Genomic DNA, 21,435 nt, shown 5'->3' with positions numbered 1-21,435 from the left:
TCGAATGCAGGTCAATGCCGCTATAGTTCATGATGGACCTCCTTCCGGTTAAAGCGCTGTTGGCAAACTCACTTTAACCCCGCCACCCATCAGGGCGGCGGAGGAGGCCCGCTAGATGATTTTCAATCAAAAGCGGTATCCGAGATCAGACCGCCTTGGCGGTCCTCATTCGATTGCTGAATGCATACCATCATGGGCAGCATGAAAACGACCCCGGCAAAGTCGAAGGCCAACAACTCTCCGCCACCGTTCCCAGCAAAAGTGCATCAGAATGCGCCTACGCGGTCGTCGCGTCCCTACACATCGATTGTTGACCATTTGGCGCTGAGGTCGACCGGCCAACCACTCCCAGACGCGAAGGCAGTGGTTGACCCATTTCGGTCGTCGCTACACATCGAAATGCGCAGCGAAGTCCTGAAAGCTGTCAGCGACGGATCGAGTAGTGAATCCAAGCGGGTCGTGGTCTCCAGCGACTGACAGCAGATCGTAGAAAGAGGCCTTCTCGGCCATCGCCCTGCGGACAAAGGAACTGGTAAGCGGGAAGTAGCTTCCGCTTTTTCTAATCCAACAGAAAATTGTCGACCAACCGATTGAACGCATCGGCATGTTCGATCTGCGTCCAGTGTCCGCATTGTCCAAATACGTGCAATTGCGACGGGCCGATGAGTTCGAGCAGCCGCAGCGAGTTGGCGAGCGGAATCACCTGATCATCGCGGCCATGCACGATCAACGTCGATCGCCGGATGCCGCGCAGTTCATGCTCCTGGCACGCGAGCGCATCGACCCAGCGTTGCCGCGGCGCCGGGAACATCGCCGAAAACGACTCGTGATAGCCGGGCCGGATGCTGGCCCGATAGCGCGACTCCGCCAACCCGGGCGTAAGGCGTGAACGATCGAACGCGAACACGTTCATAATGCTTTGCATGTTCGCCACCGTTGGCTCATAGCCCCACACTGCATCGAGCCCCGGCGTCAGATGGAAGCGCACACCCGCTGCACCCATCAGCACTAGCTTGCGCACGCGCTGCGGATGACGCACGGCCATTGCCAGCGCGAGGGCACCGCCGAACGAGTTGCCGACCAGGTCGGTGCTCTCGATGTCAAGCGCGTCCAGCAGACCGACCAAGTGGTTCACCCACAGATCCATGTCGTAATGTGTGCCCGCGCGGCGCTCCGTGTAGCCGAAACCCACCATGTCGGGTGCGATCACGCGGCGCGTACGGGCGAGCGCTGGGATCGTAAGACGCCAGTTTGCCCACGCGGTGACCCCGGGCCCCGAGCCGTGAATCAGCAACACCGGTTCGCCGGCGCCGACGTCGTGATAATTCGTGTCGAGGCCCGCCGCGCGAATCCGCAGGCCGATTTCAGGATCGAGTTGCTGTGTCATGGTGAACTCCCTGGCCGTCGCCTTCGTGGCGGCGGCATTGATTGATTGTCAGAACGGGATTACCGCGCGCGCCCACACCGCCTCGCCCGCCGGTCTGTTTCTCACGAGAAGCTCCTTCACCACACGCACGTCCACGCTCCCCTTCGCAAACTCGTAGCGAAACCCCGGGCCGATTGCGAAGACCTGACCGCGAAAACCCTCGCCGTTCACCGACGCGCCGTATTGCGTGTCGTCCGTGGTCTGCTTGACGAAATAGCCCGCAATGCCGACTCGCGCCCTCGTCGTGACCGCGTAGCTCGCGCCATAGTCGACGTGGAACAGTTGGCCCGAGTGGTAGTCGGTCGCGGTGTTCATCGAGTTGACGCTGTAGGTAACCTTGGCCGACATCTCGAATCCGACGGCAGGGAACCAGCTGATGCCGAACACCGGTCTCACTGTGTAGTAGTTCTTGCCGGTATTCAACGCCGCGCTCTTGTCATACTGTCCCGTCGGCAAGACGAATTCGACTGCGGCCACGGTTCGCAGCGAACCATCGCCCCACGCGATCATCGCGGGACTCACAATCAGATCGCCGAGAGTCGTGCGATCGAACGAGGCCCCACCCGCGTCGAGCGACAGATGCTCCATGGGTAGCACCGCATACGCGCCGAAGCGCCCGCCGAGCAGCGACAGATTCGACATGTACACGAGCCTCGGAATCAGCACGTCAGCATTCAGCTTGAACCCCGGCACGGAACTGTTGCCATGCGAGTCGTTGAAGCGCGAAGCGAAGTAATGCGTGTAGTACAGCAGTCCATACAGACCCGCGGGCGGCAACGCTCCGGCGAAAAAGGCCTCGGCGCCCTCGCCTATCGTGTCGCTGCCGCCTTCGGTGGCGTGCACGTTGGTACTGAGTGCGGCACAAATGCCGGCCAGCAGCATCCCTCGCCTGAACGCGATTCGAACTTCCATCTTGCTGTCTCCTGGATATTGTTTTCGTGAGCCTTTGTGGGTGGACGGCCTGGCGGCCGCCCGCAACTGGGTTACTTCTTCAGATCGAGCGCGACATCGACGATCATGTCTTCCTGCCCGCCGACCATGCGCCGCCGCCCCAGCTCCACAAGAATATCGATCGTCTTCAGACCGTATTTCCCGGCGGCCGCCTCAGCGTGCCGCAGGAAGCTCGAATAGACGCCCGCATAGCCAAGCGCCAGCGTTTCGCGGTCGACACGCACCGGCCGATCCTGCAGCGGACGCACGATGTCATCGGCTGCGTCGAGCAGGCCGTACACATCGCAGCCGTGATTCCACCCAAGCCGGTCCGCCGCCGCGATAAACACTTCGAGCGGCGCGTTGCCCGCCCCCGCACCCATGCCCGCCAGCGATGCGTCGATCCGGTCGCAGCCCTCCTCGACCGCGACGATCGAATTCGCCACGCCGAGCGACAGGTTGTGGTGCGCGTGCATACCGGTCTGGGTGTCGGGCTTCAACACGTCCTTGAAGGCGCGGAAGCGCTCGCGCACGCCGTCCATCGACAGTGCGCCGCCCGAGTCCACGACATAGACGCAGGTCGCGCCATAGCTTTCCATCAGCTTTGCCTGCCGCGCCAATGCGGCGGGCGTCGTCATGTGGCTCATCATCAGAAAGCCGACGGTGTCCATGCCGAGTTCACGCGCGTGCTCGATATGCTGCTTCGACACATCCGCTTCGGTGCAATGCGTCGCGACGCGCACGACGCGCGCGCCCGCATCGTAGGCGTTGCGCAGATCGTGGACGGTGCCGACGCCCGGCAGCAGCAGCGTCGCGACCTTCGCGTGGCTGACCGTTTCGGCGACGGCCGCAATCCATTCGACGTCGCTATGCGCGCCGAAGCCGTAGTTGAAGCTCGATCCGCAGAGACCGTCGCCGTGCGCGACCTCGATCGAATCAACGCGCGCCTCGTCGAGTGCGCGCGCAATCGCCTTCATGTTCGCGATGCTGTATTGGTGACGGATCGCGTGACTACCGTCGCGCAGCGTCACGTCGGAAATGTAAAGTTTGCGGTTATGCATGGTGTCGCTCCGTTGCGCGATCAGGCCGCGAGCGGCGCGAGCCGCGTTTCGGCGATACGTTCGGCGCACGCGAGCGCGGCCGAGGTCATGATGTCGAGGTTGCCCGCATAGGCCGGCAGATAGTGCGCGGCGCCCTCCACCTCTAGAAAGATCGAGGTCTTCAGTCCCGTGATCGGGCCGAAGCCCGGCACGTTCAGCGGCTGCCTTGCGTCGAACAGGTCGAACTGCACACGCTGCTTGAGCCGATATCCCGGCACGTAGCGCTGCACACGCTCGGCCATCGCGGCGACGCTCCCTTCAATAGCATCGCGCTCGGCGGGATCGGAGAGTGTGAACACGGTGTCGCGCATGATGAGCGGCGGGTCAGCCGGGTTCAGGACGATGATCGCCTTGCCGCGCGTCGCGCCGCCGAGCACCTCGATCGCCTTCGAGGTGGTCTCGGTGAATTCGTCGATATTCGCACGCGTGCCTGGGCCGGCGGAGCGGCTGGAGATCGACGCAACGATCTCCGCGTAATGGACCTTCGCCACACGCGATACCGCGTTGACCATCGGAATTGTCGCCTGCCCGCCACACGTCACCATGTTGATGTTGGGCGCGTCGAGTTCATCGTCGAGATTGATCGACGGAATCACATACGGGCCGATTGCGGCGGGCGTCAGGTCGATGACCTTGACGCCGTGCGCCTGCAGCAGCGCGTTGTGATGCTTGTGCGCGCCCGCCGAGGTGGCGTCGAACGCGATGCGGATGTCGCCGAAGTTCGGCATGGCTAGCAGGCCGTCGATGCCGCCCGCGGTCGTCGGCACGCCGAGACGTTGTGCGCGCGCGAGGCCGTCCGACTGCGGATCGATGCCGACGAGCGCGCCCATCGCGACATGTTTGCCGTGACGCAGGATCTTGATCATCAGATCGGTGCCGATGTTACCCGAGCCGATGATGGCTGCTTTTTGCGGCGCCGATGCGCCATGTAGGTTTGTCATGGTCAGGTTTCCTTTGATGCATGGCGCGCTAGCGCCCAAGTTCGAATGCAGTTTTGCCACCGATCCCGAACTGCGTCTTCGGGATTTCGATCAGCAGCACGCGCACCGATTCGCGCGGCGCGCCGATGGATTCGATGGCGGCGTCGGTCAGTGCGTCGATCAGGCCCGCCTTCTGTTCGTCGGTGCGGCCTTCCATCAGGTGAACGTGGATGATGGGCATGAATGTCTCCGTTTATGCGGGCGCGCTTCGCTTAGACGAAGCGCATCGACACGCTGCCGAGATGCTGGAAGCGCGCCGTGACCGAATCGCCCGCGACAATCGCGACCGCCTCGGTCACGCCGCCGGTCAGGATCAACGTGCCCGCGGGAATGGCCTTGCCGCGCGCGCCAAGCTGGTTAGCGAGCATCGCGACGCTCGCCGCGGGATGACCCAGCACCGCCGCACCCGACGCCGCCGCGACGATTTCGCCGTTTTTCTCCAGCACCACGCCGAGATTCTTCAGGTCGAGTCCCTCGGCGCTGCGATGCCGGCCGCCCGTCACAAAGCGCGCCGACGACGTGTTGTCGGCAATCACGCTCTTCAGGTCGAAGCGGAAGTTTTCGTAGCGCGAGTCGATCACTTCCACCGCGGGCAGCACGAAGTCGGTTGCGGCCAGTACCGTGCCGATGTGGCAGCCGGGACCGGAAAGCGGCTGCTTCGTCACGAACGCGATTTCTGCTTCCACCTTGGGATGGATCAGCGACGAGGTGTCGATCGCCGCGCCGTCCATGCACGAGCCGTAGTCGGTCAGGAAACCGTAGACCGGGTCCGTCACGCCCATCTGGCGCATCTTCGCGTGCGACGTGAGACCCATCTTCAGGCCCGCGACCTTCATGCCGCGCGCTTCTTTGCGCGCGCGCAGCGCGTCCTGGATCGCATATGCGTCGGCCCAATCGATCTGCGGATACGCGTCGGTGATCTTCGTGATCGCCTCGCGTTGCAGTTCGGCCTCGTCCAGGCTCTGCGCGAGGGCGTCGATCGTCGTCTGATCGAGCGTCATGGTTGTTCTCCTTGAATGAAGCGCACCGACGCGCTGCCGATGCCGCCGAGACTGATCCGCAGCGAGTCGCCCGCCGTCACCGGCACCATCGCCGCGAGTGAACCGGACAGGATCACCTCGCCCGCGTTGAGCGTCATGCCGAGCCGGCCGAGGGTGTTCGCGAGCCACGCGACCGCGTTAGCCGGATGCCCGAGCGCCGCCGCGCCAGCGCCAGTTGCCGCGATCTCGCCGTTCTTTTCGAGCGTCATGCCGACCAGGGCGAGATCGAGCTCGCGCGGATCGACGGCCCGATCGCCGAGCACGAATACGCCCGACGACGCGTTGTCAGCCACGGTGTCCTGAATGCGGATCTTCCAGTCGCGAATACGCGAATCGACGATCTCGAAGCACGGCAGGACGGTCTCGGTGGCGCGCAATACGTCTGCATTCGTTACGCCTGGGCCTGCAAGATCGTGTTTCAGCACGAACGCGATTTCGCCCTCGGCCTTCGGCGCGATTAGTTTCGACGCGTCGATGGCGGCGCCGTCCGCGAACACCATCGCCGACGTGAGATGCCCGAAGTCCGGCTGGCGCACCTCGAGCATGTTCATCACCGCTTCGCTCGTCACGCCGATCTTCTTGCCGATCACTCGTTCGCCGTCGAGCGCGATGCGGCGTTCAATCATCCGCAACTGGATACGGTAGGCGTCGTCGATCGTGATGCCCGGTTCGCGTGCGGTCAGCGGCGCAATCGGCTGCGCATGACGCAACGCGCGATAGAGTTCGGCGCCGTAGCGCTCGATCGCTTCGGGCGCGAGCCCTTCTGTTTTTAACGGATTCATCTCAGCCCTCACAGCTTGACGCATACATTGCGCAACTCGGTATAAAACTCGAGCGAATGGATACCGCCTTCGCGGCCGATCCCCGACTGTTTCGCGCCACCGAACGCGGTGCGCAGATCGCGCAGAAACCACGAATTGATCCAGCAGATGCCTACGTCGAGCGCACGCGCCATGCGATGCGCGGTGCCGGCGTCGCGCGTCCACACGGTGGCGGCGAGACCGTAGGGCGTGTCGTTGGCTTTCACGATCACTTCAGCTTCGTCGTCGAACGGCGCGATGTGGCAGCACGGGCCGAAGATTTCCTCGCGGATCACGCGCGAGCCGTCCGGCAGGCCAGTCCAGATCGTCGGCTCGATCCACGCGCCGTTCTTCAACCCGGCCGCCATATCGGGTACGCCGCCGCCCGTTACGACCACCGCGCCGTCGGCGCGCGCCTGCTCGCAGTACGACAGCACCTTGCTGCGATGCATCTGCGAGATCAACGGACCGAAGGTGGTGCCTTCGGCGTCGGGGCGCCCCGGACGCAACGCCTTCGCTCGTGCCGCAAGCGCATCGACAAAGCGCTCGTAAATCGGCCGTTGCACGTAGACGCGCTCCGTACCGAGACACACCTGCCCTGTGTTTTCAAAAGCGGAACGCGCAATACCCGCCACGGCCGCATCGAACTCGCAGTCGGCAAAGACGATGCCCGCGTTCTTGCCGCCGAGTTCGAACGACACCGGCCGCACACCGTTTGCCGCAGCCTTCATGATGGCTTCGCCGGTGCGCGTTTCGCCGGTAAAAGTTATTGCGTTCACGCCGGGATGCTCAGTCAGGAACGCACCCGCCGAGTCGGGACCGAAACCGTGCACGACGTTGTAGACGCCCTTTGGCACGCCTACTTCGTTCATCACTTCGCCAAGCAGCGTTGCGGTAGCCGGCGTTTCCTCGGACGGCTTCACCACCACCGTGTTGCCGCATGCGAGCGCCGGCGCGACCTTCCATGTCATCAGCAACAGCGGCAGGTTCCACGGACACACGACCGCAATCACCCCGCGCGGCGTACGCACGCCATAGTTGAGGGCTTCGCCGCCGTCCGGCGTCGCCATGGCAAAGTTTTCGGTGGGGACGTTGCGAATCATGTCGGCGAACACCTTGAAGTTCGCCGCGCCGCGCGGAATGTCGACGTGACTCGCCAGCGCGTGCGGCTTGCCGGTGTCGGCAACTTCGGCGGCGAGGAAGTCGTCGAAGCGCCGGTTGATGCCGTCGGCCACCGCGTACAGCAGTTCGACGCGCTGCGGCAGCGTCATGCGTGCCCACGGTCCGTGCAAGGCCGCGCGCGCGGCCAGCACCGCTGCGTTGACCTCGGAGCGGCCGGCCTCGTGCACGAGCCCGATCACACTGTTGTCGACCGGGTTGCGGTCTTCGAACGGGCGATTCGTGCCGACCCACTCGCCGCCAATGAAATTCTTGAATTCAGTCATGGACAGTCTCGATCGTTTTTCGTTGCGCCAGTTGCGCGGCTCAGGTCAACACGCTCAGGAAGGCTTCGTTGAGCTTGCGGTCGTGATAGAAGATCGCACGCCCCAGATCCTTGTCGTGCCACGTGATAGTCGGCTTGTCCGGGTAGTGGATGTAGCCGCCCGCGAAGACCTCGTTGCGGTTGCCGGACGGATCGAAGAAATAGATCGTCGCACCGCGCGTGATGCCGTGACGCGTCGGTCCGATGTCGAGCGCGACGTCGTGCTTGGAAATCAGATCCGCGGCCTTGAGCACGTCGCCCCAACTGTCGAGCTGGAACGACACGTGGTGGAACTTGTTCTTCTCCGCGTGGCGGATAAACGCGATGTCATGCGCCTTGTTCGAGCACGTCAGGAACGCGGCTATCTGCATGCCTTCCTGTGTAACGACCTGCTCGGCCAGCGAAAAGCCGAGCACATCGCGAAAGAGCTTCACGGTATCGTCGAGTTCGTCGCCGTACAGCAGGCAATGATCGAAGCGGCTCGGCGACATGCCGCGCAGGCCGTCGGGCCAGGGATCGGGGTTCACGTCGCCGGTTGCACAGCCGACGTTGTCCTTCGTGGCGAACAGTTCGATTGAATGGCCCGTCGGCACGGTGAAGCGGAAACGCCGCCCTGTATGCAGATGCTCGCCGGCCTCCATCCAGATGAAGTCTTTGGCGCAGCCCGATTCCTTCACCGCGTTCGCGAGCCGGTCGAGCGTCGCTTCGCTGTCGACGCGAAAGCCGACGTAATCCATGCCCGGCTCCTCCGCTTCGCGCAGCACGACGCTGTGATGGTCATGTTCGTCCCATGCCTTCAGATACACGCGCCCTTGCGCGTCGCGGCCGGTTTCATGCAGGCCGAGCAAGTCAATGTAGTGCTTCAACGCCGGACCGATTTCGAGGACCCGCAGCGCAATATGGCCGGGTCGCAGTACGCCTTGCAATGCCATGATGTGTCTCCTTGATGGTTCTGGTTCAGACGCCGCCCGGCGCCTGTTGCTGCTGGATGGATTCTTGGTGTTCTTCCGCCACCGTTCTGGCGCGCGCCTTGTCGATGCAGCGCGCCATCCTGCCGATCACGCGCACCGACAGATCCGTGAGCGGACTGATGCGGCATGCGAGCACCGTGCCGCGCGCTTCCTCGTCGGCGCTCACGCAGGCGCGGCTCATCTTGCAGGCGTGATAGCGGCCGCTCAGCACCTGCACCTTGCACACACCGCAGCCGCCGCCGCGACAGCCGAGCGGAATGCCTCGCCCGCCTGTCGCCGCCATCGCATGAAGCACGGTGGCGCTTTCTGCGCAACCGAAAGTGTCGCCAGTGTTTTCAACTTCGATCCGCCAGGTCATCACCGATCTCCTTGAGTGAGCCGACGGAGCGCGTCAGATGCGAAACAGCGGGCTTTTGGCTGCCGCGCTCGCATCCGCCGCCGAAAGGAACTGCTCCGTGTAGATGTCGCGCTCGAACAGCCGGCCCTGCATCAAGGTCTTGATGCAGGCCTCGACCATCGGCGGCGGCCCGCACACATATGCCTTGTGGCCGCGAAAATCGGCGATGCCCGCGGCGTCGGTGTACTGCGCTTTCAGCACCTCGTGGACAAAACCGCGCGGGCCCGGCCAGCCGCTGCCGTCCGGCTCGCTCGACAGCGCGGGCAGGTAACGGAAATTCGGGTAGCGCCCGGCCAGGTCGTTGAAAAAGGCTTCGAAATAGAGTTCGTCGCGTGTGCGGGCGCCGTGGATCAGCGTGATCGGCAACGTCGCGCCTTCGTTCAGCAGATCGAGGATCATCGATTTCGGGCTCGACAGGCCCGAGCCGCCGGCGAGGAAGATCGTAGGCACCTGCGCCTGTTTGCGCACGAAGAAGCGCCCGAACGGCGCGGCGAACGCCAGTTGCGCGCCCGGTCGCAGTTCGTCGTGCAGCCAGCCGGTCGCGACCCCGTCCGGCACACGGCGAATGTGCATCTCAATTTCGGAGTCATGTGGCGCATTGGCAAGCGAGAATGCGCGCGGCTGTCCACAGCCCGGCACATGCAGATTCAGGTACTGGCCTGCCTGAAACGCGACACGCCCGGCGCCCTCCACCGCGAGCCGGATGACGCGGATAGTCGGCGTGGCGTCTTCCATCGCGACGACCGTGCCCGTGTAATCCTGCAGCGGCAGATTTTGCGCGTCGGGGTCTTCGTCGATGTCGGCTTGGATCACGAGATCGGACATCGGCGTCGCGCAGCACGCCAGGCACTTGCCCTCTTCGCGCTCGAAATCCATCAGCGCGAAGTCCGACGCGTCGCCCTGATCGATCTCGCCGTCGACGATCTGCACCTTGCAGGTCGCACACAGCCCGTGACAGCAGGCATGCGGAAGCCACACGCCCTGGCGCAAACAGGCATCGAGCAGCGTCTGCCCGGCTTCGATGCGGATGGTCTGGCCGAGCGGTTCAATACGTACGGTGTAGTCCATCACTGTCTCCCACGTTAGCTGCACGAACCGCCGATGCCAGCCAGGCCCGGCGTCCGCAGACGGATCACGTCCTTGTGAACGAGCCCGTTGTCGGCGAGCGAGCGCCCGCTGTCCGGCTGCCACGGCTCCCCAGACCGGAACCACTGCGCCGTGTGCCAGTCGATCGCGGCAAAATCCGGATGCGCGTCATACAGACCCGGTAGCACGTCCGACACCAACGCGCCGAACGTCATATCAGCCGGCACCGGCACGCAGATCGGCGCGGCAAACATCAGGTGGTCCTCCCAGCCGATGTAGAGCAGCCGGTTGCCATGAAATTGCGACTCGCGGTCGGCCGGTTGGAACGCGTAGGGTTTGATCGCGGTGATGCTCATGCCTGTCTCCTTCGTCTATCTGTTCTCGTGTCGCGTCGCGCTTATTCGCCTGAAGCGTGAGCGCTGGATTCGTCTTTCCACGCATTCCAGTTGCGTTCATCGGGCGAGCCGGCGAAGTCGAGGTTGTCGTGACCGTGGCTGAGGTTGTAGTACTTGAGAACATCCTCGAGCGACGCGCCACCACAGTTGCCCTGATAGATCTGGTGCACCGGCAGCCACGCCTGCACATATTTCTCGGGCTCGCCTTCGAAGATGTCCTTGCAGCCGTCCGAGCAGAAGTGGAACTTCATCCCGTGATACGTCGATTCGCGGTAGGCGATCTTCGTCGGATCGTCCGGTTCGCTGAAGAACATCGGCACCTGACAGGTCTGGCAGAGCATCGGCAGATTCGCGTTGTAGAAGCGCTTGCCCGCCTGCTGCTGTTCGCGCCAGTATTCAAAACGCGGCCGGTAGACGCTGTCGAAGGTGTCCGGGTATTTGGCGGAGAGCCAGTCGAGTTCTTCATCGGACGGCACCCATGTGTGGAAGTCAGCTGCGGCGCCGTAGTTGTAGAAGGTCGCCCACGCTTCGTGGGTGATGCGGTCCTTGGTCTGCGTCGCGATCTCGTGATACTTCGGCATGCGCAGGCCATAGCGTTCGAGGTCTTTGAAGAGCGCGCCGCCCGCGTCTTCGAAATAGATCTTCCATGCCTCGGACCACGACATCACCCGCTTGGGCAGCATGTAGTCCATCATCATGCCGACCAGCGTCAGCAGCCGGAAACCGCGCCAGAACCATTTGTCGAGCCATTTCTGCACGATCGGCACATTGCCGGCGTCCTGCTCGCAGAGAAACTTCACGACTTCAAGACCGAGCGTCATGTGACGCGACTCATCGGACTGCGCGGAGAAGCCGAAGGTGACCGTCGCCATATCGCCGTTGTACGCCGCGCCTGACATGAACGGCATGAACAGCAGGTTCGTCAGCACGTATTCGAACGAAAACGAAATCGCCGTGATGAATTCGAACGGACCGGCGCTCATCGCATCTTCGAAGTACGACTTCGGCACCGACAGATACCAGACGCGGTCGTACATATGCGGCCATTCCGCGAAGCCGTTGAAATACTTGTTGTAAAGCGACAGCGTGTGGACCTGAGTCTGACAGTGACGCAATTCGTCGATCGACTGCATCTGGCAAGCGACGCGCGCACCAACCCCGCGAAAATGGCGACCCAGATGCGCGTAACCGCGATGCGCCGCGTATTCGAGCGGCGTCACGCCGGTCAGGAACAGCTTGAGCGTGTTGATATAGCGCGCGTCGGAGACATTCATATGCCCGTTGTTCTGCGCGAACGAATCGATGATCGCGTACAGCTTGCGTTCCTTCTCCGCCTGATACTTCCAGTACGCGTCCATCGTCATGCGGAACGGGTCTTCCCACTTGTCCCAATCGTGAATCTTGATGCCCTCGTACTGATCGAACGGGAACACCTTGTCCATCGGCTGATAACTGGTTTCCCAGCCAAGATCGCGCGTCATCAGAGCGTACTTGTCTTTCAGGTTCAGCTTCTTGCGTGCGTCCATTGTTCGTCTCCAGGTTATGTCAGACGTGCCATTGCAGCGTGAAGGCATCGTCGGTCTCGTCGATGTTTCCCGACAGCGACACCAGATTCAGTTGCAGCTCCTGGATGTTCCAGTCGCGGCCCAGTTCTTCCGATACGTAGTGGCGTGAAATCACGAGCTTGCCGGGCGCGTCGATCTTCACCATCGCCGGATACTCGTTGACTGTGGCCTCGGGATTCACGGCAGTAATTGCGGCGACGATCGCGCGCGTTTCGTCGGTGTTCTGCAATGCGATGTAGACGTTTTGCATGACGGCCTCAGGGTTGGACTGCTGCAACCGACAATGCGCCGAGCCTGATAAGACGCGCGGCGAACTGCGCGTCGCATTCATCGAGTGCGGCAGCGCCCGCGCCGTCGAGCAGCGTGCCTGCAACGGGGAGCAGTGCGTCGAGCGTGCGGACGCGGTAGTGCTCGACCCAGTCGGCAATTCGCTGCTGGTTCTCTGGCGACTCAGCGCTCACCGTGCGGATCAGCGCGTCGACCCACTTGGTGTGATCGGACTGCCATTGCTGCGTGAACTCGGTGAGCATCGCTAGACTTGCACCGAGGTGCTGCGCAGCGAACGCGTCGAAGTGCTGATAGACGAGCGGATACAACAGGCCGTCGAGCACAAGGTTCTGCGCGACGAAGGTCTCGAACCAGTCTTCGATCACGAAGAGGTCCTCGACGAGGCGGCGCAAGGGCTGCCAGGGCTCGGCTTCCAGCCACGCGGTCTTTGCGCGTTCCAGTGCGACGCCCGTGTTGCCGTCGAGCGCGAGACCGATACGCGACAGATACTGGGCAATGCCTAGCCGGTCCATCGCGCAGAACGTGCAGGCCTGCGTGATCGCGGTGCCATAGCCGTAATCGGCGCACAGCGTGTTGTTCATATTGGCGCCCCATTCGATGTGACGCAGCGGCAACATCCCGGCGATCAGGCGCTCCTGCCATTCGTACGACAGCCCCGCCAGCAGTCCGCGACGCTCCACCAGATCGAACGCGCCTTCGGCCGCCTCCTGTTGCCGCGCGCGTGTCGTCACATAAGCGCCGTAGTAGTACTGGCGCGGATCCTTCAGCGCGTACCAGTCCCTCATGCGGATTTGCGTGCGGCTCGCGTCGAACAACTCAAACTCCGGCGCCCATGTCGGCCGATAGTGAAAGTTGGTGGTGGGCTGGATGTCGTAGGTCGCTTCCTGATATCGCGAGGCCGGTTTGTCGCCGAAACGGCGCGCGACGTGCCCATAGGTTTGACGCAGCGGCTGGGCCTTGAGCGTCTTGATTTCGATTTGCATGAGACTGTCTCCGTGTTTGTCCACTACTCTTCTGAAATACCGCGTCGCTTGCGCTAGCCTTCGAATCGCCAGCGTTCTCGCGTGAGATCGATCTGTTCATCGGTCTGCGTGAGCGTGCGCACCGCGTTGACCTGGCAGAAGCGATCGAACATGGTCCGACTCATGATCAGTTCGACGGCGAGATCGGCATCTCCCACCGAGAAGTCGAATTCGACATAGCCGTCGTTGCGTTGCGCAGTTATCCGAACGAATCGTTCAGTTCGATCGAACAGCGGTCTCGGATCTTGCATCGTTGCCTCCTAGCTTTTCTTCCTTATTGCACGACCTGTGCCATGTGCTCTTTCGGTGAAAAATGCGAGGGTTTGCCCGAAGAAAATCAACCAATAAGCCGCAATCGCGGCGCGCTGCGATGATCAAAGCATCAAGCGATGGCGGGCTGCTTGACCATTTGATGAAGCGCGCGCAGAGAGGCCGTCAGCGCAGGCCGTTGTTTGGGTGCGAGGTTGCTGCGGCCGGTCGGCTGCGCGTTGTCTGGCGTTGACGAACCGCGAGCGGCAAGGCGGTACGTGCGTCACGCGGGGCACCGGCGGTGCCGATGCTCTGCCGTGACGTTCATCAAATGATCAAGCGTCGGGATCCGCCCACCCCCCGCCAAAAAGAAACGGGCCACCCGATGGGCAGCCCGTGTGTTCGGCCATAACAGCGTGATTATTTGTCCGCGGTCTGGGCGGCCTTGTCGCGATTGCGCCAGCGATAAGCAAGCTGCGGACGCGTGATACCGAGCATTCTCGCCGCCTGACTCAGATTGCCGCCCGCACGTTCAACGGCCGCTTCGATAAGCATGTTCTCCACGCGGTCGAGCGGTATGCCTTCGCGCATCATGTGATCAAACAACGCGTCGGCGACGCCTGCGTTTTCCCGCAGCGGATGGCCGCGCTCGTCGAGCGACGCCGCGCTGTCGTCTGCGGACTCCGGGAGGGCCGTGAACAGATCGCGCTCCGTGATCTGCCCGCCTGCGCGCGCGAGGATCACGCCGCGTTCCACCGCGTTTTCGAGTTCACGCACATTGCCGGGCCACGCGTAGGCGCGCAGTGTCGCTATTGCACGATCGGTGAGGCCCAGCACGCGCTTGCTGTGCCGCACGCTGTACTTCGCGATGAATCGCTCGACGAGGCGGGGGATATCGTCGGCCCGCTCGCGCAGCGGCGGGATCGTGACCGGATAGACATTGAGACGGTACAGCAGATCCTTGCGAAACGCGCCGCGCCGCACCGCCTCCGTCAACTCGACGTTGGTCGCGGCGACAACCCGCACATCGACCTTGCGCACGCGGTCGTCGCCGACGCGCTCGAACTCGCCTTCCTGGAGCACGCGCAGCAGCTTGGCCTGCGCCGACGCCGAGAGCTCGCCCACTTCATCGAGGAAGAGCGTACCAGTATCCGCCCGCTCGAAACGGCCGATCCGCGTCTGATGCGCGCCGGTGAACGCGCCTCGCTCAACGCCGAAAAGCTCGGCCTCGAGCAACTCCTCCGGCATGGCGGCACAGTTGATGGCGACAAAGGGCTTGTCGCGCCGCCGGCTCACGCCGTGCAACGCGCGCGCGAAGCGCTCCTTGCCGACACCCGTTTCGCCGAGCAACAGCACGGTCACGTCGCTCGACGCCGCGCGCTGCGCGAGCCCCCACGCTGCGAGAAAACCCGTGGACGCGCCGACCAGTTCTTCCGGCTGCGCCACTTCCTGCTGTAGCGAGCGCAGGTTTTCCACTTCGCTTTGCAGTTGCAGCAGCGTTTCGATGACCGGGTCGGGCGTGTAGAGCTTCAGCATCTCGTCGCCGTCGGGCCACTCTTCGACCGGCTTGCCCACGATGCGGCAATGCGGATCGCCACAGCCCGAACACAGCGTCTCCTTGTAGAGGATGGTGCGGCCCATCAACGCCGACGTATAGCCACTCGCGTAGCCGACCTGCATCCAGCAGACCGGATCGGTGCTGAGGCCGAAGATTTTCTGGTGCACTTCGGCTTCGAACGAGTCTTCCCAAAGGTGGTCGCCGTAGTACTTGCCGTTGGCGATATCGATGTCCACTTCGATCGGCGTCACTCGCACGTTGCCTTCGAGCACGTGCAGGCACGGCCCGAGTTCGAGCAGGCCGAAATCGCTCGCGGTGGGGCGTAAAGTGCGGGCGAGCTCTGCGTCGCGCGTGCCGGATTGAAAGCCCATTCGCGTGAACAGGCCCCGCGTACGCTCAAGGCCAAGCGTATCGACGAGTTCCTTGCGCAAAGCGCCCACTGTGGCTGTGTGGAGGAGAATCATGCGATTCTCGCCGAGCCAGATGTGTCCCTCCTGTCTGACAAATTTCAGGCGGCGCGAAAGGTTCTCGATCCCCTCCCGCATGCTCGCCGAAAACCGCGCGGTGCTGTCTGTCACAGCGCCTCCTTTTATATGTACGAGGTGTCTCCATCTCTATTCTAGGCAAAGTCCATGCCGGGAAGTCAGCTCATCGTCACGGACCAAGGCCGCAATTGTGAGCAACTGATCTGTCGTCGGCTTTTGGGGTTGGCTGTTTGGGTGCCACCGCCGGCGCGGGCGAATCGTCATGACGAGGTCAGTACTTACCCCAGCGACCGATTAATCAAATCATCAAAACGACCCGAATGGACTGTCCATTTGGTGAAGCGTCTTTCGCCTGCTAGCGCGCGCAACTGCGCCAGCGAAATCCCCACGCATGCGCGTGCTTGTTCATTTGGTGTAAACGCACAGCGGGTGGCTTCGTCAGCACGAGAGCCTATCTGTGGAGACATGAATCGGTTTTTCGCGCACGAATTGCGTGAGCATGTTGATCTCCGATGACCAGCAGAATCTGTTTTCTCGAAACCGGCCGCTCGGGAGCGACCCGCGTTAGGGTTCGGCGAATGACCGCCTCGGCCGAGTTGCATACGTGGCCCGCCGATCCAAGTCCTGAACATACTGCCTCCCGCCCGCCGCTTACCCGTCTCATGTCGACCGGCACCGACGGGAATACACCGTCGCGATGGACCGCTATCAGGCGGATCTCGCCGCGCAGGCCGACGGTCTGCGTCCGGCCGTGCTCCGGTTCATCGCGGCGACCGTGCAAGATGCGAACCGGCACGGCAAAACGGTCGGCGCTTGCAGTGCGCTGGGGGCGATCGGCTCTCGATGCCACTGCTCGAACTGCGCTTCGTGGTGGAGTTACTCTTGCGGACCAAGAGGGGAATCCTGGGAATCAACTGCCTTTTCATGAATCACGGAAAGCGTCCACAGTGCCGATCGTCGGCATGCTCTGACGCCGGGTGACGCCCGCCCGTGGCGCAACATGGGTGCCGCGGATCAATCATGCATAGAACGGTTTGTCATCCTGATCGTCGCGCCATCGACCCGGCCCGTTGTCGTGTGCACGGCCCCTACCGGCAGTCCCAGTCAAGCGTCGCAACCTCGCTCATGATCGCGCGCACCTGCGTGGCACTCCTGTCGATGACGATCCTCCGGGTTGACGCTCGAGTCAGAACAACGACGCCTGACGCGGATCGCGCACGGGGGGCCGCGAGGCGGTGGCCGCCTTGCGACTGCGCGCGGATGCACGCCGCTGTGCGACGCGGCGTAAATGCGCGATCAGGGACACGGTCTGCATGCCCGCCGTGAGCGTGAGTGCAAAGTGTCCGATTTCGCCCGGCGCACCCGGACGATATGCGCGCAGCGACGGCCGCAGTGAAAGGCGCCGGGCGCGGGCGATTAACTGGCTGCGGCTCATGCCGGGCCAGCAATCCGCGATGAACTGGCGGGCGGTGGCGGGCAGTGACTCGGGGGCGACGTCGCCGGGCAATGCCAGCGCTACAAGTTCAAATGCATCAGCCATCGTGGGGCAGCGCTCCTTCTAAAACGTCGTGCGAAGCAGACTGGCGAATACTGCCGCCTGCGGTTCGCGAGCTCCTGTCTGCGTTCCGGTCCCGATCTTGCCACAAGTTGCGATAGCAGTACCGCCGGTATCCATGCCTGGCAATTCACTATGGAATGCGGCACGGCCGTCATGTTGAAGCACGCGCTGATGGCCTGCACCGCTTCCTGACTCCGTGCACGACCAGGCTCAGCACGCGGATGACGGCAACACGATCGATGCGTTATTGATATCGCCACCTGATGGAGATTGCGGCAACGGATGCAAGCCCTCCATCTGGCGAACGCAGGCGATGCGAGGCAGCAGGCCCGACAGTGTAGCCGTCAAAAGGTGAGCTAGAATCAGGTGCATTCTTCACCACGGAATCACTCACCATGCAAATCCAGAGCTGGGTAGGAACGATCGAGCGCGAATGGCATCAGTTGCGCCGCGCCGACCCTACCCTCGATGTTGAAAAGTTTTCCCGTCACGTCATTGCAGCAAACAAGACCGGCTTCCTGTCCGCCGAGTCGATCGCCGCCATCGCAAATGCGCTTCTCACCAGCACGCTCAATCGCGCGCCAGACCTGGGCCGCTGGCTGCTGGAGCGCATCGGCACCAACCGGCATCCCGCCTGGCGAATGGCAATGGCCATTTCTCTCGTCACACCAACGGGAGGCGAGGCGGACCTTGAGAAGGGTAATGCGATTTTCGGAGATGTGATGAAGGATGAGACCGCGGACGGCCATCTTCGTGGCATGGCGGCCGCCGCGCTGGCCGACAGCGCACGGCTCGGGCGGGGCATGCAGGCGGACGTGAGCCGCGCGCTTTCGCTCTACGAGCACGCCATCAAGCTCGGGCACAAGGCGTCAGCACACAATCTCGGGCTGTTCTGGGAGGGCGCGTGGGGTGCAGAAGATAGAAGCGTTACGCCGGACCGCACGAAGGCCATACAGACCTATCGACGCGGGGGAGATGACATGGGTTGTCAACGCCGTCTGGCAGCGCTGCGGTAACGGAGCCCCACTGCCTGCCAGAGGCAGCCGGAGGACGAGGTTAAGAGATGAAACCGCGTGAGTTGGCCGCAGATACGCCGGCAGGCAACTGGTGCCGCGTCTGCCGGCGCCCGGGTTGAGGCGGTCAGATCCATGCGCAGTCAGAACCTCATGTTGCGCCGGGCGCATTCGTGATGACACAAGCAGTGTCACTATCGGCGGCCTCTCCCATTGGGACTTGCGTCAGGATTGGCGACATCCGGCACTCGACAGACTGTCCGTCAATCGCTACGCCGATGTTACGGAGAAGAGACTCCTGGTGATGAGGCGTCAATCGACAAGTACGCTTTCATGATCGATACCAGGGACGCGATCCAGCGAAGCACCTGTGCGCTTCCCTGGCGCTTCGGAGGTCGGCAGGCACATGTCGTCACCGACGGCATGTGCGGAAATAGTCCCTGGCAGTTCGAACGATTCCGGCCTGAAAAAGATCCAACCCGGTTTTTGCGCGGCCTACCGCGCAAGTGACCCATCCCCTGACCACGCACGGATCAAACGCCGGCGGGAGCTGTTGCGCTGAACGTGAGCAGGCCGGCGAATCGACTCCATCGCCTGCCTGATATGCGACGGTTTCCTGTGATCGGCGGAAGGCAGACTATGCGATGCCTTACAGGTCGGGCGCAACCAGATCGAGACTGGAAGATTCGGAGACTGAAGCAGTACAGCGCGATCGCCCTGCGCCCTGCATATGTCATCGCGCCACCCCATGGTCGACGCGTCAAATGCCAGCACCGGCTGCCTTATAATCAGAAGGTCAGCACCCAATCATCGCAGGAGCCCTACTTTATGAGTCAACCCCGCGGACGATATGCGGGATCCCGGGACAGCGGCCAGCGCCAGCCTCGTCACCCAAACAAATCTGCGTCCACCCGGCCGAGACAACCGTACGTCAATGCACCTGCCCGGGACTCTGCCCAGACGGCCTCCATTTTCAAAACGCGGTCATTCCAGTTTCTGGTCGATACGGTGGGTGCCGAGAACATCGCGCTGGGACTGGGATCGAACATGGCGCGAGTGGCTGAACTGACGAAGGGCGAGAGATTCACGCCCGAGACCGCCTTTCACATGGAAACCACGCTTGGGTTGCCTCACGGCTTTTTTGATCAACCCAATCCTGCGCTTGCGGCCGAAACCATCTCCCGCCTGAAATCACCGCTCGACTTCATTCAGACCGACGATGAACCGGAAGCAGTGTCGGAAACACCTGAACCGGATTTCGCCCTGAGCGACGGCCAACAACCCTATCCTGAAACCAGTTTGTCCGAGGAAGCGCAAATGCAGAAGAAAGCAACGAGTGGGTCACCCAAAGCCGTCAGGAACAGTCAAAACCAGATGGCCGAACAGCCCTCCCCTCGTGCGCCGCAAAAAGGCTCACCCCCGAAAAACAGGACGTCTCCTGCAATAACACAGAAGCAAGCGCTGGCCCTAGACGACAGCGCCGCGCTTCAGAATATCCGACGCGCCAATCTCCACGTTCTCACCGGTCGCAACGGATCGAAAGCAAGACTGGGCGTGGTCATGGCGATGAGCGGATCCAACATGGCCCATCGGCTATATGGCAAGAAACGCATGGATGGTGCCGAAGCAAACCGTTTCACGGAGCGACTTGGTTTGCCAGCCGGCTGGCTGGATACGCCGCACTCCGAAGCGGAAATTCCGGAGTCGGTGTCGCGTTTGCTAACGCCCGCTTCGCGCGGCCGTGTTTCCGTTGAAGAGAAGGAGCCGCACGCGGTCGCGACGAAGGATGGCGTGCCAGGGAAGCGCGTCGATGCAAAGACGCGCACCGGGCGTGCACGAGCGGGCGTCCCAGTCGAGCCGGAAAGCGCCTCGCCTGTTCCGGCGGATTTCGCAGCGGAGAAAGAACCGGTAGCCGTCAGCCAGCGGAATCATGACGGTGAGACTCCCCAGGTGCTTGCAAGTCGCTCAGCAGAAGAAGGTGATGCCGACGTGCCGGCGCCCACACCGGCAACCCCCGAATCGCTTTCAGCCGCTGCAATCCCGCAGCAATCCGCCGTCTCGCTCCCCGCTTCCGCCACCAGCCTTGAGAATCTTCACGGTATCGCGCCGATCGCGGAAGCATTGATCAAGACGCTGGCAGGTAAGGCCCGCACGGGTCGACTGGACGAACTGAAGGCTCTGCAGCTTTTGCAGCAGGCAGTCCTGTTGTAAGGCGGTAGCATGCCACGATCCGTTCCGGAATGGCGCATGAAGCGCGTCGGGGTAGCCTGGCCCGGTGCGCGAAGAACCGCCCTTTCCTGATCGACGGTGGACCATAGCTCAACAGTCGGAAAATTGCCTTAGCTTGTCGATCCGACCCTGGTGCGGTGTTTCGCATCGCCCTTGCTTTCGATCTGCAGGATCCGTCCGCATGCCAGGTCGAACTTGATCGCGGAACGCATCCGTAGCACTTGCGCTCACGCGGCTAACGCGCGTCGAGCGCTCACCGATCGCGAAGGATAGAAAGCATCCTCGCTGCACTCCGGGATGAAGAAGACCATTAACGTTACGTTGTCCTGAATTTACCCCTACAATCTTTTGGCGCCGCCGGCAAAGGCTGTTATGCCGTTGGATCTACGTCTGGGACCGGCGAACTAGCGGTGCCGGCGAGGAATTGCCGGAGGCGGCGTTCTGCGCTGATTATTTTGTGCAGGGGTACGATGGCGAGTTGTGCATCGTGCAAGGCCAGCAGGCCCTCAAAAACCGGAACAGCGTCTTCAGCAAGCACCCACTCGTTCGCCGAATGGGCCAGTTTCAGTGCGGCCTCCACAGCATGTTCCGCAGTCTTGAAGTGCCGGACCGGTTCGTTTCCGTAACCGTCCTCCTGGAGAAACCATGCGAGGTACACGGTTCGCATCAGCTCATTAAGGCGATGTTTCAAAAAGAGCTACAACTACTGTTAACTCAAACGCAAAGCTGTTAACCTCGACCGTTGTGACGAGCGGAGCGAGGAGATGGCCAGGCCAATCATCGACGACGAATTGTGGGCATTGATCGAACCACTTCTACCGCCAGCAAGGCCGAGACGCTTCCGGTATCCGGGGCGCAAG

Annotated in this window: 21 protein-coding genes and 2 pseudogenes; 4 read left to right on the top strand and 19 right to left on the bottom strand. The window is 62.4% G+C overall.

What is annotated here, in order from left to right; all coding sequences use genetic code 11:
- Window positions 1-559: 559 nt before the first annotated feature.
- From C0Z16_RS35515 to C0Z16_RS35435, 17 genes are all read right to left on the bottom strand, one after another.
- A complete protein-coding gene (locus tag C0Z16_RS35515; RefSeq protein WP_102636642.1) occupies window positions 560-1,387 on the bottom strand; it encodes an alpha/beta fold hydrolase in 828 nt (275 codons plus the stop codon).
- Between the two features lie 48 nt (window positions 1,388-1,435).
- Complete coding sequence (locus tag C0Z16_RS35510; protein WP_102636641.1) at window positions 1,436-2,338, bottom strand: SphA family protein; 903 nt, start codon at window positions 2,336-2,338, stop codon at window positions 1,436-1,438.
- 71 nt (window positions 2,339-2,409) lie between these two features.
- A complete protein-coding gene (gene dmpG, locus C0Z16_RS35505) occupies window positions 2,410-3,417 on the bottom strand; it encodes a 4-hydroxy-2-oxovalerate aldolase (protein WP_102636640.1) in 1,008 nt (335 codons plus the stop codon).
- A gap of 20 nt (window positions 3,418-3,437) precedes the next feature.
- Window positions 3,438-4,397 carry an acetaldehyde dehydrogenase (acetylating) gene (locus C0Z16_RS35500; RefSeq protein ID WP_102636639.1) on the bottom strand — a complete coding sequence of 320 codons (960 nt, stop codon included), beginning with the start codon at window positions 4,395-4,397 and terminating at the stop codon, window positions 3,438-3,440.
- A 28-nt stretch (window positions 4,398-4,425) separates the two neighbouring features.
- Window positions 4,426-4,617 carry a 2-hydroxymuconate tautomerase gene (locus tag C0Z16_RS35495; protein WP_102636638.1) on the bottom strand — a complete coding sequence of 64 codons (192 nt, stop codon included), beginning with the start codon at window positions 4,615-4,617 and terminating at the stop codon, window positions 4,426-4,428.
- Window positions 4,618-4,648: 31 nt separating this feature from the next.
- Window positions 4,649-5,437 (bottom strand): 2-oxo-3-hexenedioate decarboxylase, encoded by a 789-nt coding sequence (gene dmpH, locus C0Z16_RS35490; RefSeq protein ID WP_102636637.1) that lies wholly within the window; start codon window positions 5,435-5,437, stop codon window positions 4,649-4,651.
- Window positions 5,434-6,258: a 2-oxopent-4-enoate hydratase gene (gene dmpE / locus C0Z16_RS35485; RefSeq protein WP_102636636.1), complete on the bottom strand. Its 825-nt coding sequence runs from the start codon at window positions 6,256-6,258 to the stop codon at window positions 5,434-5,436. The genes dmpH and dmpE overlap by 4 nt, the downstream gene beginning before the upstream one ends.
- Before the next feature lie 8 nt (window positions 6,259-6,266).
- Window positions 6,267-7,721, bottom strand: a complete 1,455-nt coding sequence (locus tag C0Z16_RS35480) for a 2-hydroxymuconic semialdehyde dehydrogenase (protein ID WP_102636635.1) — start codon at window positions 7,719-7,721, stop codon at window positions 6,267-6,269.
- Window positions 7,722-7,761: 40 nt separating this feature from the next.
- Entirely contained in the window at window positions 7,762-8,691 is a 930-nt protein-coding gene (locus C0Z16_RS35475) for a catechol 2,3-dioxygenase (protein ID WP_102636634.1), read from the bottom strand.
- A 25-nt stretch (window positions 8,692-8,716) separates the two neighbouring features.
- Entirely contained in the window at window positions 8,717-9,088 is a 372-nt protein-coding gene (locus C0Z16_RS35470) for a 2Fe-2S iron-sulfur cluster-binding protein (RefSeq protein ID WP_102636633.1), read from the bottom strand.
- 33 nt (window positions 9,089-9,121) lie between these two features.
- Window positions 9,122-10,195 carry an NADH:ubiquinone reductase (Na(+)-transporting) subunit F gene (locus tag C0Z16_RS35465; protein ID WP_102636632.1) on the bottom strand — a complete coding sequence of 358 codons (1,074 nt, stop codon included), beginning with the start codon at window positions 10,193-10,195 and terminating at the stop codon, window positions 9,122-9,124.
- 14 nt (window positions 10,196-10,209) lie between these two features.
- Window positions 10,210-10,569, bottom strand: coding sequence for a phenol hydroxylase subunit P4 (locus tag C0Z16_RS35460; protein ID WP_102636631.1), 360 nt, complete (start codon window positions 10,567-10,569; stop codon window positions 10,210-10,212).
- Window positions 10,570-10,610: 41 nt separating this feature from the next.
- Window positions 10,611-12,134: an aromatic/alkene/methane monooxygenase hydroxylase/oxygenase subunit alpha gene (locus C0Z16_RS35455; RefSeq protein WP_102636630.1), complete on the bottom strand. Its 1,524-nt coding sequence runs from the start codon at window positions 12,132-12,134 to the stop codon at window positions 10,611-10,613.
- 19 nt (window positions 12,135-12,153) lie between these two features.
- Window positions 12,154-12,423 carry an MmoB/DmpM family protein gene (locus tag C0Z16_RS35450; RefSeq protein WP_102636629.1) on the bottom strand — a complete coding sequence of 90 codons (270 nt, stop codon included), beginning with the start codon at window positions 12,421-12,423 and terminating at the stop codon, window positions 12,154-12,156.
- Between the two features lie 7 nt (window positions 12,424-12,430).
- A complete protein-coding gene (locus C0Z16_RS35445; RefSeq protein WP_102636628.1) occupies window positions 12,431-13,444 on the bottom strand; it encodes an aromatic/alkene monooxygenase hydroxylase subunit beta in 1,014 nt (337 codons plus the stop codon).
- A gap of 53 nt (window positions 13,445-13,497) precedes the next feature.
- On the bottom strand, window positions 13,498-13,734 hold the full coding sequence (locus C0Z16_RS35440; RefSeq protein WP_102636627.1) for a phenol hydroxylase subunit: 237 nt from the start codon (window positions 13,732-13,734) through the stop codon (window positions 13,498-13,500).
- A 418-nt stretch (window positions 13,735-14,152) separates the two neighbouring features.
- Window positions 14,153-15,868: a sigma-54-dependent Fis family transcriptional regulator gene (locus tag C0Z16_RS35435; protein WP_102636626.1), complete on the bottom strand. Its 1,716-nt coding sequence runs from the start codon at window positions 15,866-15,868 to the stop codon at window positions 14,153-14,155.
- 589 nt (window positions 15,869-16,457) lie between these two features.
- On the opposite strand from C0Z16_RS35435, the pseudogene C0Z16_RS39190 reads away from it, so the two are divergent.
- Window positions 16,458-16,604: pseudogene (locus C0Z16_RS39190) on the top strand (putative PEP-binding protein); the annotation flags it as partial.
- A 357-nt stretch (window positions 16,605-16,961) separates the two neighbouring features.
- Here C0Z16_RS39190 and C0Z16_RS35430 read toward each other — a convergent pair.
- Window positions 16,962-17,315 (bottom strand): hypothetical protein, encoded by a 354-nt coding sequence (locus C0Z16_RS35430; RefSeq protein WP_102636625.1) that lies wholly within the window; start codon window positions 17,313-17,315, stop codon window positions 16,962-16,964.
- A 413-nt stretch (window positions 17,316-17,728) separates the two neighbouring features.
- Between C0Z16_RS35430 and C0Z16_RS35425 the strand changes: the two genes are divergently transcribed.
- Together C0Z16_RS35425 and C0Z16_RS35420 are read left to right on the top strand one after the other, a co-directional pair.
- The gene (locus C0Z16_RS35425; RefSeq protein WP_102636624.1) at window positions 17,729-18,349 is read left to right on the top strand and encodes an SEL1-like repeat protein; all 621 of its coding nucleotides are present in this window, start codon (window positions 17,729-17,731) and stop codon (window positions 18,347-18,349) included.
- Window positions 18,350-19,174: 825 nt separating this feature from the next.
- On the top strand, window positions 19,175-20,557 hold the full coding sequence (locus C0Z16_RS35420; RefSeq protein ID WP_102636623.1) for a hypothetical protein: 1,383 nt from the start codon (window positions 19,175-19,177) through the stop codon (window positions 20,555-20,557).
- A gap of 388 nt (window positions 20,558-20,945) precedes the next feature.
- On the opposite strand, the gene C0Z16_RS35415 is transcribed toward C0Z16_RS35420, so the two are convergent.
- On the bottom strand, window positions 20,946-21,266 hold the full coding sequence (locus C0Z16_RS35415; RefSeq protein WP_244201494.1) for a hypothetical protein: 321 nt from the start codon (window positions 21,264-21,266) through the stop codon (window positions 20,946-20,948).
- A gap of 73 nt (window positions 21,267-21,339) precedes the next feature.
- Here C0Z16_RS35415 and C0Z16_RS35410 point away from each other — a divergent pair.
- Window positions 21,340-21,435 (top strand): annotated as a pseudogene (locus C0Z16_RS35410) (IS5/IS1182 family transposase); the annotation flags it as partial.

This window comes from Paraburkholderia rhynchosiae (assembly GCF_002879865.1).
GTDB lineage: Bacteria > Pseudomonadota > Gammaproteobacteria > Burkholderiales > Burkholderiaceae > Paraburkholderia > Paraburkholderia rhynchosiae.
This window is presented reverse-complemented; position numbering and strand designations above follow the sequence as displayed.